This window comes from Neomesorhizobium albiziae (assembly GCF_900114255.1).
Classification (GTDB): domain Bacteria; phylum Pseudomonadota; class Alphaproteobacteria; order Rhizobiales; family Rhizobiaceae; genus Neomesorhizobium; species Neomesorhizobium albiziae.
Genome location: NZ_FOSL01000006.1, coordinates 234819 through 250261, shown reverse-complemented (window position 1 = coordinate 250261; position 15443 = coordinate 234819). Strand labels below are relative to the sequence as shown.

13 protein-coding genes and 3 pseudogenes are annotated in these 15443 nt (G+C 57.8%); 6 read left to right on the top strand and 10 right to left on the bottom strand.

The features are described from left to right. Positions 1 to 181 precede the first annotated feature (181 nt). The 3 genes from F3H98_RS13075 to nolL all read left to right on the top strand — a co-directional run bounded on the left by F3H98_RS13075 (position 182) and on the right by nolL (position 2864). Positions 182 to 1171, top strand: a complete 990-nt coding sequence (locus tag F3H98_RS13075; RefSeq protein WP_149760581.1) for a nodulation protein NodZ — start codon at positions 182 to 184, stop codon at positions 1169 to 1171. Between the two features lie 329 nt (positions 1172 to 1500). Next, a complete protein-coding gene (locus F3H98_RS13070; RefSeq protein ID WP_149760580.1) occupies positions 1501 to 1743 on the top strand; it encodes a hypothetical protein in 243 nt (80 codons plus the stop codon). Further along, on the top strand, positions 1743 to 2864 hold the full coding sequence (gene nolL, locus F3H98_RS13065) for a nodulation factor fucose acetyltransferase NolL (RefSeq protein ID WP_149760579.1): 1122 nt from the start codon (positions 1743 to 1745) through the stop codon (positions 2862 to 2864). Before F3H98_RS13070 ends, nolL begins: the two co-directional genes overlap by 1 nt. 74 nt (positions 2865 to 2938) lie before the next feature. Here the strand turns inward: nolL and F3H98_RS13060 are convergent. Next, positions 2939 to 3810 (bottom strand): annotated as a pseudogene (locus F3H98_RS13060) (IS3 family transposase); the annotation flags it as partial. 70 nt (positions 3811 to 3880) lie between these two features. On the opposite strand from F3H98_RS13060, the gene F3H98_RS13055 reads away from it, so the two are divergent. Continuing rightward, a complete protein-coding gene (locus F3H98_RS13055) occupies positions 3881 to 4912 on the top strand; it encodes an IS110 family RNA-guided transposase (protein ID WP_149760578.1) in 1032 nt (343 codons plus the stop codon). Between the two features lie 248 nt (positions 4913 to 5160). Here F3H98_RS13055 and F3H98_RS13050 read toward each other — a convergent pair. Next, a pseudogene (locus tag F3H98_RS13050) lies at positions 5161 to 5505 on the bottom strand (transposase); the annotation flags it as partial. Between the two features lie 251 nt (positions 5506 to 5756). Between F3H98_RS13050 and tnpA the strand changes: the two are divergent. Together tnpA and tnpB are read left to right on the top strand one after the other, a co-directional pair. After that, positions 5757 to 6125: an IS66-like element accessory protein TnpA gene (gene tnpA / locus F3H98_RS13040; protein ID WP_188130411.1), complete on the top strand. Its 369-nt coding sequence runs from the start codon at positions 5757 to 5759 to the stop codon at positions 6123 to 6125. Positions 6126 to 6147: 22 nt separating this feature from the next. Then, the gene (gene tnpB, locus F3H98_RS13035; protein ID WP_280177990.1) at positions 6148 to 6486 is read left to right on the top strand and encodes an IS66 family insertion sequence element accessory protein TnpB; all 339 of its coding nucleotides are present in this window, start codon (positions 6148 to 6150) and stop codon (positions 6484 to 6486) included. 231 nt (positions 6487 to 6717) lie between these two features. Here tnpB and F3H98_RS13030 read toward each other — a convergent pair whose 3' ends face one another. From F3H98_RS13030 to ccoP, 8 genes and pseudogenes are all read right to left on the bottom strand, one after another. After that, a complete protein-coding gene (locus F3H98_RS13030; RefSeq protein ID WP_149760575.1) occupies positions 6718 to 7893 on the bottom strand; it encodes an NAD-dependent epimerase/dehydratase family protein in 1176 nt (391 codons plus the stop codon). After that, the gene (locus F3H98_RS13025) at positions 7890 to 9041 is read right to left on the bottom strand and encodes a polysaccharide biosynthesis protein (protein WP_149760574.1); all 1152 of its coding nucleotides are present in this window, start codon (positions 9039 to 9041) and stop codon (positions 7890 to 7892) included. Before F3H98_RS13025 ends, F3H98_RS13030 begins: the two co-directional genes overlap by 4 nt. Before the next feature lie 385 nt (positions 9042 to 9426). Then, positions 9427 to 9576: pseudogene (locus tag F3H98_RS13020) on the bottom strand (mobile mystery protein A); the annotation flags it as partial. 322 nt (positions 9577 to 9898) lie between these two features. Next, positions 9899 to 10075 carry a cbb3-type cytochrome oxidase assembly protein CcoS gene (gene ccoS, locus F3H98_RS13010; protein WP_149760573.1) on the bottom strand — a complete coding sequence of 59 codons (177 nt, stop codon included), beginning with the start codon at positions 10073 to 10075 and terminating at the stop codon, positions 9899 to 9901. Then, positions 10072 to 12360 (bottom strand): cation-translocating P-type ATPase, encoded by a 2289-nt coding sequence (locus tag F3H98_RS13005; RefSeq protein WP_149760572.1) that lies wholly within the window; start codon positions 12358 to 12360, stop codon positions 10072 to 10074. The genes ccoS and F3H98_RS13005 overlap by 4 nt, the downstream gene beginning before the upstream one ends. After that, the gene (locus F3H98_RS13000; protein ID WP_149760571.1) at positions 12357 to 12854 is read right to left on the bottom strand and encodes a FixH family protein; all 498 of its coding nucleotides are present in this window, start codon (positions 12852 to 12854) and stop codon (positions 12357 to 12359) included. Before F3H98_RS13000 ends, F3H98_RS13005 begins: the two co-directional genes overlap by 4 nt. Beyond that, on the bottom strand, positions 12851 to 14410 hold the full coding sequence (gene ccoG / locus F3H98_RS12995) for a cytochrome c oxidase accessory protein CcoG (protein ID WP_149760570.1): 1560 nt from the start codon (positions 14408 to 14410) through the stop codon (positions 12851 to 12853). The genes F3H98_RS13000 and ccoG overlap by 4 nt, the downstream gene beginning before the upstream one ends. Positions 14411 to 14578: 168 nt before the next feature. Then, complete coding sequence (gene ccoP, locus F3H98_RS12990) at positions 14579 to 15442, bottom strand: cytochrome-c oxidase, cbb3-type subunit III (RefSeq protein WP_149760569.1); 864 nt, start codon at positions 15440 to 15442, stop codon at positions 14579 to 14581. Position 15443: the final 1 nt, after the last annotated feature.

Genomic DNA, 15443 nt, shown 5'->3' with positions numbered 1-15443 from the left:
GACCGCGATCAACCGCTGGACGAAGCATAACAGGCTCTCACAAAAATGGCTCTCTCCCCAGTGCGGTGTTGCGAAGGTTCTACCGCTGCAATTGGCTAGAATCGCGATCGCTCATGATTGGATCGGGCGAGGCCATACATTGTCCGTAACCCCCTAATCCCTTTGGTATTCCGGAACGCAAATGCTTGTTAGTGGCTCAGTGAAGGATCGATTCGTTGTATCTCGACGGCGTACTGGTTTCGGTGATTGCCTGTGGTCTCTGGCGGCAGCTTGGTCCTACGCGCAGCGGACCGGGCGGACGCTAGCGATAGATTGGCGTGGCTCCTGTTATCTCGATGAACCCCTCACGAACGCCTTTCCGGTGTTCTTCGAGCCAATTCAGGACATCGCTGGCGTACAGGTCATTTGCGACGATCAGATCAACCAGCTCTCATTTCCTGGGCCTTTCTTCCCGCCGTGGTGGAATAAGCCATCGATCGACTGCGTTTACCGCCCAGATGAACAGATTTTCCGGGAACGCGACGAGCTGAGAGAGCTTTTCGAGGGTCAAGATGATACTCAAGCCAACACCGTAGTGTGTGATGCTTGCTTGATGTGGCGTTGCGGGGAGGATGCCGAACGACAGGTTTTTCAGAACATCAAACCGAGGCCTGAAATTGAGGCGCGGATTGAAGCCATCTACCAGGAACACTTTAAGGGGCACAGCATAATCGGGGTTCATGTCCGGCACGGCAACGGCGAAGATATTATGGGGCACACGCCCTACTGGGCTGATTCGGAGCTCGCCTTGCGGCAGGTATGCACTGCTATTCATAAGGCCACAGCTCTACCGCATCCAAGACCTGTGAGGGTGTTCTTGTGTACGGACAGCGCGCAGGTGCTTCATGACTTGTCGGGCGTGTTTCCCGATCTTTTCACTATCCCAAAACGCCTTCTGGCGGATCGGGCTGGGCCATTACATAGTGCAGCACTGGGGGTTGAAGGCGGCTTTTCTGCTCTCGTTGAGATGTATCTCCTTGGGCGATGCGATACCGTGATTCGCTTCCCGCCCACTAGCGCCTTCTCGCGCTATGCCCGCCTCTTCGTGCCGCGCGTTGTTGAGTTCCATTTGAACGATCCGGGTTGTTTGATCTTGATTGACAACTCGTCCGAACATCTCTCGATTTCATAAAAGTCCCTACTATCCCCGCGGAGTGGAGGGTGATGTATTGCTTAGGAACACGAGCCTCTAGAAAACGCCCAGTTCTGCTTCTGTCCCGCTGCAGGTCCCCCATCCTCTATTGGAGAATCCATAGCGGCTGGATTGGGGTGTGAGGATTGCACCTTGACCGTGCGCAGTCGCAGCATGCTTGATTGGCCCGAAGACTGGCTGCCCTTACAGATCCGCAGGACGTTCTGCAAGGGTGAGGCAGGGGCATTGGGCCCCGTGAAGCACTCAAACTTCAGCTTGAAGCGACCTGAATCGCGGGCTTGAGCCGGGTTAGGAGTTGGAGAAATCAAATGAATAGAGCCTTCGCCGAGCTCAGTGCATCGAACGGGATCTGGGATGAGGAGCCGCAGGCGCGCGGCATCTTTTCACTGAACCAGGCGCGATGCGAGACGATGTTGCCACACACGGTCGCGACCGCGGCTGCGCTCGAAGTTTGCGACCAGGCACGGGGATTTCGTCCGCTCGGTTGCAGCCAGTCGGCCCCTCGATATCACCGCCGCGATCATGGACACAACAGATACCTGGGGGTCTGATGCTTGATCACACAACAGTTGGAGCGACGGAGCGCGGCTCGCGCTCAGCAGGGGCAAACGAGCGAGACCTAAGCTTTGATTTCGTCAAAGGCGTACTCATTATCTTGGTGATAATGGGACATCTATTACAATCTGTCATCTATCGAGACACTGATGGCTTTTGGTTGTCGCCGTATTTTAAGTCGATCTACATGTTTCACATGCCTCTCTTTATGGCGATAAGCGGATATCTTTCTTCGGGAGCAATTGTGCGAAAATCGTTCACTCGCGGCGTCAATGATCGTGCGGGGCAGTTACTACTACCAATGATTTTTTGGTGCGCGTTAATCTGGGCAGCTAAGTTCTTTGTAATTGCTCCATTGAGCAGTTTAACTGGCGAACTTTTGGACTTTTCAATGGAATTCATTGGAACATACTGGTTCATATGGGCAGCATTTGCTTCTTTCCTTCTCATTAAGCTTTTTACGACTTCCAATCGCTTATCGATGTGTATCATAGGCGCGTCTGCAATTGTGGTCGCATTCGTGCCCATCACATTGTCGATAGCGCCGCTGGTAAGATACACTTACCCGTTCTTCTGTTTGGGGTTCTTGTTTGCCCAGTCGATCGCATGGCAGACGAGCGTCATCCTGCGCCACAAATCTCTTTTGATGGTCTTACTCTCGATGGTAACTTGCCTGTGCTTCCTTGCTTGGGGCAAGGAGACTTACGCCTACAACAATCTTGTTTTAATTCACGATGCACAGTCGGCTAAACAAGTGTTGCTGATGTTCGCTGGCTCTGGAGCGGCTTCTGCAGTGGCGATGCAGTTTATGTTCCAATGCTGGAGAGTCGGCTGCTCAGTTCGAGCAGCTCGCTTCGTCGCGGTGGAGCTTGGTCAGAGCACGCTGCTGCTTTACCTGGTCCAGGGTGCCGTCTTTCGCCTCATGGATTTGATAAAGTTCGGAGAACTCTGGGATCTCACGACCAGAATCGCGGTCGCAGGTGTGCTTGGAGTGGCGATTGTTGTCATAGCGATAACAATTCGCAGGATTGTGCGCGACCTTGGATATGTGTCGCGGGTCGTTGTCGGAGCGCCGCCACGCTCAGGTCTGCTCAAATCTCAATCTGTAATCAATTAGCTCTTATGACCGTGGTCAAGAGTGAAGGATGAACTTGTTCGCCCCTGTTGTTGCCCCCGAATGATCGGACACGATCAGGGTTGGGTTTGATCCGCGATGAACTCGCAGGGTGAACGATAGCCGAGCGCCTTGTGCGGATGAAGGCTGTTATAGTGTTCGATCCACAAAGGCAGGCGCTCCATTACGGTTCTGGCATCCGGCAGCGGTGATACGCGGATGTAGTCGCGCTTGATCGTCTTCACGAAGGCTTCCGCCATTCCGTTCGATTGAGGGCTCCGGACCGGCGTCGTTCTGGGCTCCAGGCCGATGTCACGTGCCATCGCCCTGGTCTCGTGGGCGATGTAGCCGGAGCCGTTGTCGCTCAGCCACTCGATCGTTTCGGGCAGCCGGTTGACCTGGCCGAAGCGGTTTTCGACGGCGGTGATGATGAGATCGCGCACGTCTTCGCCCTTGATGTCATCGGTGGTGGCGACATGAGCGATGGCCTCACGGTCGCAGCAGTCGAGCGCGAAGGCGACGCGAACCTTCTCGCCGTTGCGCAGCCGATCTCAAAGCCGTCGGAACACCAGCGCAGGTTCGATCGGTCGACGGCGACCCGCCCGTCATGGCGGCGTTCTTCAAACCCTCCGGCATGCCGATTGAGAAGCAGGCCGTGCAACTTCATGATCCGGTAGACCCGCTTGTGGTTGGGCGCGGGCGTTCCCGCTGTGCGAGCCGTTCTGCGCAGCACGGCATGAACGCGGCGGTAGCCGTAGGTCGGCAAATCCTTGATGATCTCCTCGATCCCGGCGACCAGATCGCCATCGGGCTCGGGAGGACGGCCAATCCGCCCCCGATCCCGGCCCTTCGAACGCTCGGTGACGTTGGAGCGGGCAACGCCAATCGTCTCGCACACCGCCTTCATCGGGAACCGTCCTTCGGCCACGACAGCGACCGCAACATCTGTTTATGGAATGGCTCGCCCCTCAGGTTCAGCGCATCATGGTGATGTGATGTGGAAGACAGAGGAGCAAATGATGAACGGGATTGCAGTTCTGGGTATAGATCTTGGGAAAGACAGTTGCAGCGTGACCGGTCTCGATGCCGGCGGCCACGTTGTTCTGCGCCGCCGCATGCGCCGTGACAGCGTCATCAAGTTGGCTGCCGGACTGCCGCCTTGCGTGATGGCGATGGAGGCCTGCTGCGGTGCTCATCATCTGGGACGGTTGCTTCGAACGCAGGGGCACGACGTCCGACTAATGTCTCCGGAATATGTCCGGCCTTATGTGAAGGCTCAGAAGAACGATGATCGGGATTCGGAGGCGATCGCCGAAGCCGCCACTCGAGGCACAATGCGCTTCGTCGATCTGAAGAGCGAGGAGCAGCTCGACATGCAAATCCTGCATCGAGCCCGTGATCGTCTTGTCGGCGAGCGAACCGCGTTGATCAATCAGCTTCGGGCCGTTCTTTTGGAGCGAGGTATCGTCATGGCGAAAGGGCGCCGAAAGCTGGAGATTCATCTCGACAGACTGCTCACCGACGAGGTCTCGTTCAGCCGAAGAATCCGTCTTCTGATGGAAGACATGCGCGACCAGTGGCGAGCGCTCGACGCGCGGATCACGGACTTAGACAAGGAATTCGCCTCGCAGGCTCGATCCGATGAACCAGCCCGGCTTTTGACGACGATTCCAGGAATTGGCCCGTTGAATGCGACCGCGTTCGTCGCCGCGATCGGCGCAGCCGAGACGTTCGGGCGCGGACGCGATCTTGCCGCTTGGCTCGGCCTGGTCCCACGACAGATGACCACCGGCGGCAAGCCCCGATTGCTGGGCATCAGCAAGCGGGGTAACGGATACCTTCGCAAAATGCTGATCCATGGCGCCCGAGCCGCCCTTCCGGTGCTGTCGAAAGGCGACACGCCGCTTGGGCAATGGCTGCGAGGACTGATGGCCAGAGCCCATATAAACACCGCCGTCGTCGCTTTGGCCGCGAAGATGGCTAGGATCGTCTGGGCTGTACTGAGAAGCGGGCGCCCCTTCGACATGAGGACGACCACGGTAGCGGCATGAACGGTTCGGCAGGGGCGTTTAGCTGGCCTAGCCCAAGATGTCTGTGAGTGGACCTACGAGATGGCCTGACGATCGACCGGTGTTCCGAAAACCTGATCAAAAAAATGGCGTGTAACGCCGCTCTGTTTATGAGGATCGGAACGCGCGAAGCTCCATCTTGGCCAAGGGGTCACCCTTGAGACCGGATACGTTGGCGCAGATCAAACGGCAGAATCAAAAACCGCTTGCAGGCGGGGCGAGCCATACGTTTTTGAGCCCGCCGCCACCTCAAGAGCATCCTTGAGAATCTCGGCTTCCATCGTCTTCTTGCCAAGCAGCCGCTGCAGCTCGCGCACCTGGTTCTGAAGCGCTCGATACTCGGACGCCGCCACGACCTCGCCCTCGGCGCTTGTGGCCGCCAGCGCGCCCTGCGCGGCCAGCTTGCGCCAGTGGAAGAGCTGATTGGGCTGGACGCCGTTGCGACGCGCAACAAGGCTTACCGTCACGTCCGGCGCGTAGGTCTCCTCGACCATCGACAGCTTCTCCGCCGTCGTCCACCGCCGCCGTCGCTCACGGCCGTCCGGGATCTCTACCTTCGCTATTCTACCAGTCATAGACACGACATTACTCCTATCCCTTATCAAGATGGAGAGCGTGTCCGGGTCATTCGGGGGCTATTTTAGCCCCATGCCCTGTGCCGCAGGTTTGGTTTGTCGTTGATGGCAGCACGGGGACGGGATAGGATCTTGAGACGACGGTTGATCAGTAACCGCCCGATTGTCACCGCCTGCCGGCTATCGTCGTGATGGCCTAAAGACACGTGTTTAACGACGTCGTTTGCGACGTGTCTTAGGCGAGGTTTGCGATGCGTGTGGAAATTCTTGGGCAGGAACGGCGGCGTCGATGGGTTGATGAACAGAAGCTCGACATTGTCATGTCGGTTGGGGTTTCTGGAGCTACGGTAACGGAGGTGGCTCATCGGCACGATGTGACGCGGCAGCAGATTTACACCTGGCGCAGTGAGCTGAAGAAGAAGGGACTGTTGTCGCGGTCTGCGAATGCGGTGTTTGTTCCCGTGGACATGAATGCCGTGCAGACCGAGCGCGGTGGGGACCGTCAGGGCCTGTCTGGGATGATCGAGTTGAGATTGACCTGCGGTCGCAGCCTTTGCTTCGACAGCGGCGTGAATGCCGCCACCCTGACGCGGCTGATCCGGGCGGTGGAGTCGGCATGATCGGACCGGAACTGGCGTTCGAGTGTACCTTGCCTGCGGGATAACGGACATGCGAAAAGGGATCGAGGGTCTGGCGGCGCTTGCGCAGGACGTGTTGCGCCAGAAGCCGACAGGAGGTGCGGTTTTTGCGTTCCGAGGACGACGCGGCGATCGTTTGAAACTTCTCTATTTTGATGGCCATGGCTTTTGCCTTTATTACAAGGTCCTCCAGAGGGGCCGCTTTCCGTGGCCGTCGGCCGCCGATGGGACGGCTCGCCTGACAACGGCGCAATTGGCGGCGTCCCGACTGGGGCGCCCCACCGGCGCGTGTCGGTTAATTGATCCCACTGATTTTGCTTGTTTTTATGGATATTCTTCCTGACCTATGGTAGTCGGGCTCATGTCGAACGCGACCCAAAATCTTCCCGACGATCCGGCCTTCCTGAAGACAATGATTGCCGCCTTGCAGGCGGAAAATGCGAAGATGTCGGCGACATTGCAGGCGCATGACCAATTGATCCAGACCTTGCGGCTGGAGAAAACCTGTTCGTCGTGTTGCTCATGATGGCTCCACCTTCTCAAGGTTTGGAGCCTCCGGCAAACCCGGTGCGGTTCATGCTGCTGTAGGGATCTGATCATTGCTGTCCCAACTCACGCCGCGGAAGATGCAATTTGTTCGAATTCGCTCTTTGTATTTCAAAATGAGGCGCATCATCTCATCCATCACGTCATTCGTCAGAAAGTGTGGTTTCAGTCCCAACTCGATAAGGCCGGTGTGCGTGGGATTATAATAATGTTCCTCCAACTCCGTCCTCGGGTTTGGGAGGCTATTTACCTGTACATCCAACCCAATACGGCTGCCCGATTGTTGCACCATCTCCGCCAGTTGATTCACTGAGAACGTTTCCACAAGTTGGTTAAAAATACGAAGTTCACCCGGATTGGCAGGATTTTCGATAGAAAGACGCAAGCATTGCAATGTGTCTTTGATGTTCAAATATCCACGTGTTTGCCCGCCTTTCCCGTAAACGGTCAGCGGATAACCGGCCACAGCCTGAACCATAAAACGATTGATTACCGTGCCCCATAGTTCGTCGTAGTTAAGAAACGGATACAGTTCCTCATTCCCGGAGTTTTCATAAGTCTCCAGACCGTATACCGGACCTTGCATGAGATCAGTAACTCTCAGTCCCCATGTCCGAACATAAAACCAAAGAAGATCTGTATCCAGAACTTTGGTGGTATGGTAGAGGCTTCCGGCAGCCCGAGGGAATAAGAATTTTTGGCTACGGCCCTTATGTTCCACCTCAAGCCAGCCCTCTTCAATATCGATATTGGGAGTGCCATATTCACCCATAGTGCCAAGCTTGACGATGTGGCAGTCAGGGGCGAATTCGTGAACTGCCTGAACGATATTGAACGTGGCCGTCAGATTGTTCTGAAACGTCAGCGTGGCCGTCTTGCGATTTTTCATTGAATAGGGGGCTGATGGTTGTTCAGCATAGTGGATCAGTGCTTGCGGTAAATGGGCACAAAACAGTTCGGCGACAAAGTCCCAGTCGCACAGGTCCCCGATGGCAACGCTGATTTCTCTGCCGCTTTTTGCCTTCCAAAGCTGCGCTCGCTGATGCAGATTTGGAACATCAAATAAGGGCTCCGAATCCTCTTCGCGACTCAAGTAGCGCCTCAGATAGTTGTCTGCGACTATCACTTCATGGCCGTGCTTTGATAAGTGCATTGCCGTTGGCCACCCAAGGTAACCGTCTCCGCCTAGAACGAGAATCCTCACGCGGCCTCGCTCTGGGCGCGTCGCATTTTTGATATTAAGGCCCGCACTTCGGTAGGCAAAACGCCATCGATCATAAGGAAATCCAGAATTTCATCATAAGACATTTTGGGCTCAGTGTGGCTATTGTAGACACGAACGGCCCTCTTCAGTCCTAATTCTTTGTACCTGTCTTCAATATCTGGCTGCATGATGTTAGCAGCTGGTAGAACACATAAGTAGCGCTGGCCCTCCAAAATTCTGCGACTTTCTTCGTCTGTGCTTAGCTCTTCCCAAAGCTTTTCACCCGGCCGAGCACCAACGATTCGTGTTTCGATCTCACTTGGGGCATACCCATATATAGGTCCCAATACATCGATAAGAACTTGCGTTAGGTCAGCAACTCGCAAGGATGGCATTTTTGTTATGAATGTGTCTCCACCTTGCGCATAGACCATGCTTTTGATCACCAGTTCAGTGGCTTCTCTCAAGCTCATAATGAATCGGGTCATCCGTTCATCAGTCAGTGTGAGCGGACCTCCACGCTGCAACTGCTTACAAAAAAGAGGAACTACGGAGCCTCGAGAGCCGGCGACGTTCCCAAAACGTGTGCTAGCAAACACAGTCCCATTGTCGGGTCCAACAGACATATGGTTGGCGGCAACAAAGAGGCGCTCACCCATCAGTTTCGAAGCCCCCATCACGTTGGTCGGGCTTACCGCTTTGTCAGACGACGTAAAAAGCACCTTTTTCACGTGATTGCTTTGTGACGCCCGAATTATCGACTTTATTCCATTAATGTTTGTATCGACTGCGCTAAATGGATTTCTTTCACAAGAGGGAACATGCTTCAGCGCCGCAGCGTGAAATACATAATCGACACCCGAAAAAGCTCTGAGGGTTTCCCATTCATTGGTGATGTCACCTTGAAAGGCCTTGAACCGCGGTTCGTCCACATACTTTTGTTCGGCTTCAAATAGTGCGGACTCGTTATTGTCCAACACTCTTACTTCGGAAACATCCATCTCCAAAAGTTGGGCCACGAGTTCGGCACCAACACTACCGACTCCTCCAGTCACTGCGATCACTGACTCTTCGTAAAAACGGCGGACGGTATGCCGGGTTGGGGGTAAACTATCTTTTCGGCCGAGGTCGGACAGTTTCAAGTTCATCGAGTGCAACCTTCTCAGGCTCCATGCTCCAATTGCGCATAGAGAGAGCAACCTTTTTCATGCCAGTCATTCTTCGTAAAATCGATTGTTTTGATAAAGCGCATCTACAGGATGGATATATTACGCCGTCAACCGCAAGCTGGAGGCAGGCGGTATAGCGTTTCGGCCATCGCCATAAAGTTCGCGATCCGTCGGGAGACGATCATTCGCCTCCAAGACGTTTCAAGACGGCGGAACGGTTCTGTTCCGAGGCGTGCGCGGCCTTTTTGGGCGTGATGCCGTGTCGTTTGAAGAAGCGTTGGGTCGACCCTCGAACCAAATTTGCCTCAACGCGGGAGCTTCCATGCACCTACGCTGAGGACTGATCGTGACTATCGCGGTCGCACACCATCGCTTCGAGCGAGGTGTTCGGTACGAGGGCGTAGACCAGCGTACAGTCGAGTGCTTCGGCGGCGCGGCGCAGCGTATCCAGTTTGATGGACCCGTTGGCTTCGAATTTTTCGAGCGCCTCGACGCTCTGGGGGCGGATGCCCAAGCTGGCCGTGCAAGCCATGAAGGCCGGTGCCTTGGATTTCATTGAAAAGCCCTTCGAGGATGAAGTGCTGATTGACGCGATGAAACGTGCTGCCGAACGACTTGTGGCGAAGCCTGCTTATGCAGCCATGTTACCGCAATTGAGAACAGGTTAAACCAGTTGACCGACCGCAAGCCTGCCGGAACGCGTGCGCATGGTCCTTGCGGCAAACTTCGCTCCCGGCTGACCATCTACATCCGCTGAGTCGTCCGATCGACTGGCCGTTCCGACGACTTGTAACGTCCTTGAGCGGTTTGCCGCGATAGTTCAGTCGTGCCTCCCCTTACGATCCCGTTCGCCGCTCGGGACCGTTCATGTTTTCCATCGGGTCGAAAAGAACCCGTTCGGCCGCGCCGTCGAGATCGTCATACTGGCCGCTTCTGAGCGCCCATATGAAGGCGGTCAAGCCAAGACCGCCAAGGAACAGCGCGACGGGAATGAGGTAGACGAGCGTGGTCATGAGTCTGCCATCATATCCCAAGGAGCCATACGTTCGCCGACAGGTCGAGCGCCTGAATAAGGCCGCCTCTCCTCACCTCCCAGCCGCATCGCATTGCCGATTACCAGGATCGACGAGAGCGACATGGCGACGGCCGCGATAAGAGGAGTGACATATCCAAGGATCGCAATCGGAACGGCGATTGCGTTGTAACCGATCGCCAGGGCGAAATTCTGCCGGAACAACCGGTCGGCCTTCCGGGAAATTTCGACAGCAAACGGCACCGCCGTGAGGGTCTCACGGAGAAAGACGAAATCGGCGGCATTTCGGCCGACATCGGCGGCGGTCGCCGGCGCCATGGAGACATACGCGGCGGCAAGCGCCGGCGCATCGTTCAGCCCGTCGCCAACCATCAGCGCCTTGCAGCCATGCTCGCTGAGGCCGGACAGCCTCGCGGCCTTGTCGCGCGGGAGCGCCTCGGCCTCGAAATGCTCGACGGCAAGTGCTTCCGAAACCGTTCGGGCTGTTTCGGTCCTGTCGCCGGAGAGCATCTCCACTGCCAGGCCTTGTTCCTTCAGTTCCGAAATCGCCGGACGGGCGCCATCGCGGATCCGATCCTCAAATTGGAAAGATGCAAGCAAGCATCCGTTCTCCGCCAGCACGGTGCCGGAACTCAAGATGCCGTCGTTGTTGGCCGTGGCGCTGATCGCCCAGTCGGCACGGCCAAGTCTGTAGACTTTGCCGCCTTTGCTCGCCTCGATTCCGTATCCCGGGCGTTCGGCAACCGTTTCAATCAAAGCGTGCGGTTGGGCGCTTTGCGGATAGGCGTCCGCGATGGCGCGCGACAGGGGATGCCGCGAGTGCCAGGCGATCGCCGAGGCCAGAGCCAGTGTATCCCGATTGAGGTCGCCGGCATTCGAAAGCACGGGCCGCCCCACCGTCAGTGTACCTGTCTTGTCGAAGACGACTGTGTCGATTTCGGCCAGCCGTTCCATGGCCGATCCGTCCTTGACCATGATGCCGTTTTCAAAGAGTCGCCTTGCAGCGACAACCTGCACGATGGGTACTGCAAGTCCAAGTGCGCAGGGGCAGGTGATGATGAGCACCGCAATCGCAATGGTGATCGCCCGGTGCCAGTCGCCGGACGCGACCATCCAGCCGATAAAGGTGAGCAACGCGGTCAGGTGCACGACAGGAGAGTACAGGGCAGAAGCGCGGTCAGCTATGCGGCGATAGCGAGCGCGCCCGCCCTCGGCTGCCTCCATCAGCCGAACCATCTCCGCGAAGAAGGAATCCTTTGCCGCGGCGATCGCTTCGATGGTGAGCGATCCGGTAAGATTGAGCGTACCGGCGCGTACTGTATCGCCCGGCTGCACTCTCTGCGGCTCGCTCTCCCCGCTCACCAGCGAACAGTCGAGATCGGAGGAGCCGTACGTGACACGGCCATCCACCGGCACGCGTTCGCCGGCGGCGATGAGGAGACGCATGCCGGGTTCGATAGAGGCGACGGAGAGATAGCCCCGGGACTCGTCCTCCCGCACGACCACGGCGCCGCGCGGGGCGAGCTTGGCCAGTCCCGCAACGGCAGCCCGCGCCCGATCGCGCATGACATGATCGAGCGTGCGGCCAATCAACAGAAAGAAGAGCAGGGAGACCGCAGCGTCGAAATAGGCGTGCTCCCCATGATTGATCGTCTCGTAAAGGCTCATGCCGAAGGCAAGCGAGACACCGAGCGCGATCGGCACGTCCATGTTCATGCGGCCGTAGCGAAGGGCGCTCCAAGCCGACCTGAAATAGATCCCACCTGCAAACACCATCGCAGGGATCGCGATCAATGCGGAGACCAGGTGGAAAAGATCGCGCGTCGCGCCGTCCGCGCCCGACCACACCGAAACCGAAAGCAGCATGATGTTTCCGGCCGCGAATCCCGCCACTGCGAGGGCGCGGATTAGCTCGGAAAGCGTCTTATCCCTCCCCTCTGCCCCTTCGTCGAAAAGATGGGCGGCATAACCCAGCCTGTTCAGCGTTTCGACGAGCGGCGGCACATTCCCCTCCCGCCAGTGTACCGAGACCCGCTTCGTCGAGAGGTTGACCCTGGCGTGGTCGACGCCGTCCAGCCTGGAGAGAGCCCTCTCGATGCTTTGGATGCAGGCGCCGCAGTGGACAGACGGAACCGACAGATCGATCTGCCGGAGACCGTTGCCAAGCGGACGGCTCGACAATTCCAGTTCCTCCGCCGACGATCCCGCATGGGCGGCCCGTTCCAATTCCAGAGCCATCTCCGATCCAGGCGCACAGCAACTCATTGGAGCGTTCCGTCCCTGACCATGATCCGGCGGACATCCCGATGGGGGTTGCCAATCCCGGCATCGGCCTCGATTTCCATAATCCAGGCGCCCTCGCGGAGCGTTAGCGCCGCTGCGAACTCACCGTTCGTTGCGGGCGAAAGATCGACAGTCTGGTCTTGTGCCTCATAGGCAGGATGACGGAAATGAGCGGTGACGCCGCGCAAGGCGACGGCCTTCCCGCCTGCGTCAATCAGCTTGTAGCGGATTTCGCCGCCCGAGATCGACAGTCGGCTCGTCCAGCCAAGCGCGGCCTGCGCTCGAGCTTCATCTGACTTCCGATTGAATTCCTGGCTCGCCACGTAGGAGTTGCGGACCACGAAGCCGGTCCAGCTGGTGCTGGCTAACATCGCCATGGTCAGGTTGACCGCGACGATCACGCCGAAGAAAGCGAGCATTATGCCGAGCATATGCGTGCCGGTGAACCTTCCCGAGGCGCCCGATTGCGAATTCATTTGTTGACCTCCAGCGCGTTGAATGTGGCCGTGTATTCGTCCGCCTCGTAGCTTGCCTTGTCTTCGACGATAAACTTGAAGATCTGGGACTCGGTCTCGACGGACTCTGCAGGTTGCCGCACAAAGATTTTCAGGGTTTTCAACCGATCCGGATCGACGCTGATCGCGAAGGCACGGTCTTCTGGTTGATCGATGCCTGTGACCGTCATGGTTGCGCCTCGCAGCCCTTGAAGCGTAACGAAAATCGTCCGGGGCTCGGGGATCATGTTGAGGAGCTTGACCGTGTATCCATTCCGAATGGAGCCGTCCGCAAGAACGACGAATTGCGGGTTGCGATCGTGCAGGACATTGACTTCCAGCCGGTCGCGGCTGAGCAGAGCGTAGAGCAGCGCCAGCCCGACGAGCGACCAGACGCCGAAATAGACAAAGGTGCGCGGCCGAAAAATCTTGCCGAGATGGAAATGGGCAATCCGGCTGGACAACCGCCCGTCCGTGTCCCGCACGAGTGCCGGAGTGATGGGCTGGCTGCCTCCGCCGGTCGCGAACGCCATGTTGGCATTGTAGTCGCTCAGCGTGGCATAGGAGATCAGCCCGCGTTCCTTGCCTAGCTTGTCCATCACGCCATTGCAGGCGTCTATGCAAAGCGCGCAGGTGATGCATTCGAGCTGCTGGCCGTCGCGGATGTCGATGCCCATTGGGCAAACGGCGACGCAAGCGTTGCAGTCGACGCAGTCGCCGACGCTCTGGCCACCTGCAGCGGCTTTCTTCGCGTGCCGGGAGCGCGGTTCGCCGCGCCAGTCATTGTAGGTGACGGTCAGTGAATTTTCGTCGAGCATTGCCGCCTGGATGCGCGGCCACGGGCACATATAGGTGCAGACCTGCTCGCGCATGTGACCGCCGAATGTATAGGTCGTGGAGGTCAGGATCGCCACGGTCATGTAGGCGGCGGGAGCGGCTTCGCCTTTGAAAAGCTCGACCAATAGGGTTGGCGCATCCGCGAAATAGAAAATCCAGGCGCCGCCGGTCGCGATGGCGATGGCAAGCCAGATCGTATGTTTGGTGGCGCGTAGCATAATCTTGCGTTTCGTCCACGGCTCGCCGTCGAGCTTGATCCGGGCGTTCCTTTCGCCCTCCACTGCACGCTCCACGACCAGGAAAAGGTCAACCCAGACCGTTTGAGGACATGTATAGCCGCACCAAGCGCGGCCGACCGTGGACGTGATCAGGAACAGGCCGATGCCCGCCATGACCAGAAGGCCGGCGACAAAGAAGAATTCCTGCGGCCAAATTTCGATGAAGAAAAAGTAGAAGCGGCGGTTGGCGATATCGACAAGCACGGCCTGGTCGGGCGCATAAGGTCCGCGATCCCACCTGATCCAAGGGGTGAGATAGTAGATGCCGAGCGTTACGGCCATGATCAGCCATTTGAACCGGCAAAAACTTCCCGACGCACGTTTCGGGAACACCTTCTTGCGGGCGGCATAGAGCGGCTGACGTTGCTTGGCCGAATTGACCGGTTTCGCGTCCAGTGTTTCCACTTCCATTCGCTGGAGCATTTCTGTTTCCCGTGGCGTCGCACGTGGCTTGCCCGTCAAGCTCCGACCTGACCCGAAGCGGTGCCGACGTGCGTTGACCCAGATCAAACCGCACGGCGCGAGACCGGACCGACGAAACGGGGACCCGACCGAAGTCGGGTCCGGGCTCGGCAAGTGTGAGAAGGGGCCCTACTCTCCACCCCCAAGCGAATGGATATAGACGGCGAGTTCCTTGACTGTCCTATCGCCGAGGCGCGCGCTCCACGCCGGCATGACACCGTGCCTCGGGGTGCGGATCTGACGCGCGATGTCGGCCGCACTCGAACCGTAGAGCCATATCGCATCGGTCAGGTCGGGCGCGCCGACCTCACGGCTACCTCTGCCGTCCTCGCCATGGCAGGAAGCGCAGTTCTCGGCGAACACGGTGCGACCCGCTTCGACGACTGCGGCATCGGCCTCGCCTCCGCCGAGCGAGGCTACGAAGGTTGCCGCCTGTTCGATCTGCGGTGCCTCGAGCATGTCGGCGAAAACCGGCATCTCGGAGATCCGCGTGTCCCTGTCAGCCGTAAAGCGGATGCCATGCGATATCGTTTGCTGGATCTGGACGATGTCGCCGCCCCACAGCCATTCGTCGTCGTTGAGGTTCGGATATCCAGCCGAGCCTTGCGCACCCGAACCGTGGCACTGCACGCAATTCACCTTGAACGCGGCCGCTCCTGCCGCCGTCGCGAACTGGCGCAGTGTCTCGTTGGACAGAATTTCCTCGACTGTTTTCGACTGCACAGCCGCGACATAGTCGCCTTTCGCCGCTTCTGCCGCAGCCAACTCGTTCCTGATTTCCACGCGACTGGAGTATCCCAGCAAGCCGCCGGTCGCTGTCGTCAGCAACGGCCAGGCCGGATAGGCGACCGTATATGCCAGCGCCCAGACGATTGTCGCGTAGAAGGTCCAGACCCACCAGCGCGGCAAGGGATTGTTGAGTTCCTTAATCCCATCCCACTCGTGGCCGGTCGTTTCGACGCCGGTCGCTTCATCGACATGCTTTTCGCTCATC

Bases quoted from the DNA above. Each gene is read 5' to 3' on its own strand.
- F3H98_RS13075 (WP_149760581.1), top strand. From the start codon at position 182: ATGCTTGTTAGTGGCTCAGTGAAGGATCGATTCGTTGTATCTCGACGG.
- F3H98_RS13005 (WP_149760572.1), bottom strand. From the start codon at position 12,360: ATGAGTTGCTGTGCGCCTGGATCGGAGATGGCTCTGGAATTGGAACGG.
- nolL (WP_149760579.1), top strand. From the start codon at position 1,743: ATGCTTGATCACACAACAGTTGGAGCGACGGAGCGCGGCTCGCGCTCA.
- ccoP (WP_149760569.1), bottom strand. From the start codon at position 15,442: ATGAGCGAAAAGCATGTCGATGAAGCGACCGGCGTCGAAACGACCGGC.
- F3H98_RS13025 (WP_149760574.1), bottom strand. From the start codon at position 9,041: ATGAACTTGAAACTGTCCGACCTCGGCCGAAAAGATAGTTTACCCCCA.
- tnpA (WP_188130411.1), top strand. From the start codon at position 5,757: ATGCGTGTGGAAATTCTTGGGCAGGAACGGCGGCGTCGATGGGTTGAT.
- F3H98_RS13070 (WP_149760580.1), top strand. From the start codon at position 1,501: ATGAATAGAGCCTTCGCCGAGCTCAGTGCATCGAACGGGATCTGGGAT.
- ccoS (WP_149760573.1), bottom strand. From the start codon at position 10,075: ATGACCACGCTCGTCTACCTCATTCCCGTCGCGCTGTTCCTTGGCGGT.
- F3H98_RS13000 (WP_149760571.1), bottom strand. From the start codon at position 12,854: ATGAATTCGCAATCGGGCGCCTCGGGAAGGTTCACCGGCACGCATATG.
- F3H98_RS13055 (WP_149760578.1), top strand. From the start codon at position 3,881: ATGAACGGGATTGCAGTTCTGGGTATAGATCTTGGGAAAGACAGTTGC.
- ccoG (WP_149760570.1), bottom strand. From the start codon at position 14,410: ATGCTCCAGCGAATGGAAGTGGAAACACTGGACGCGAAACCGGTCAAT.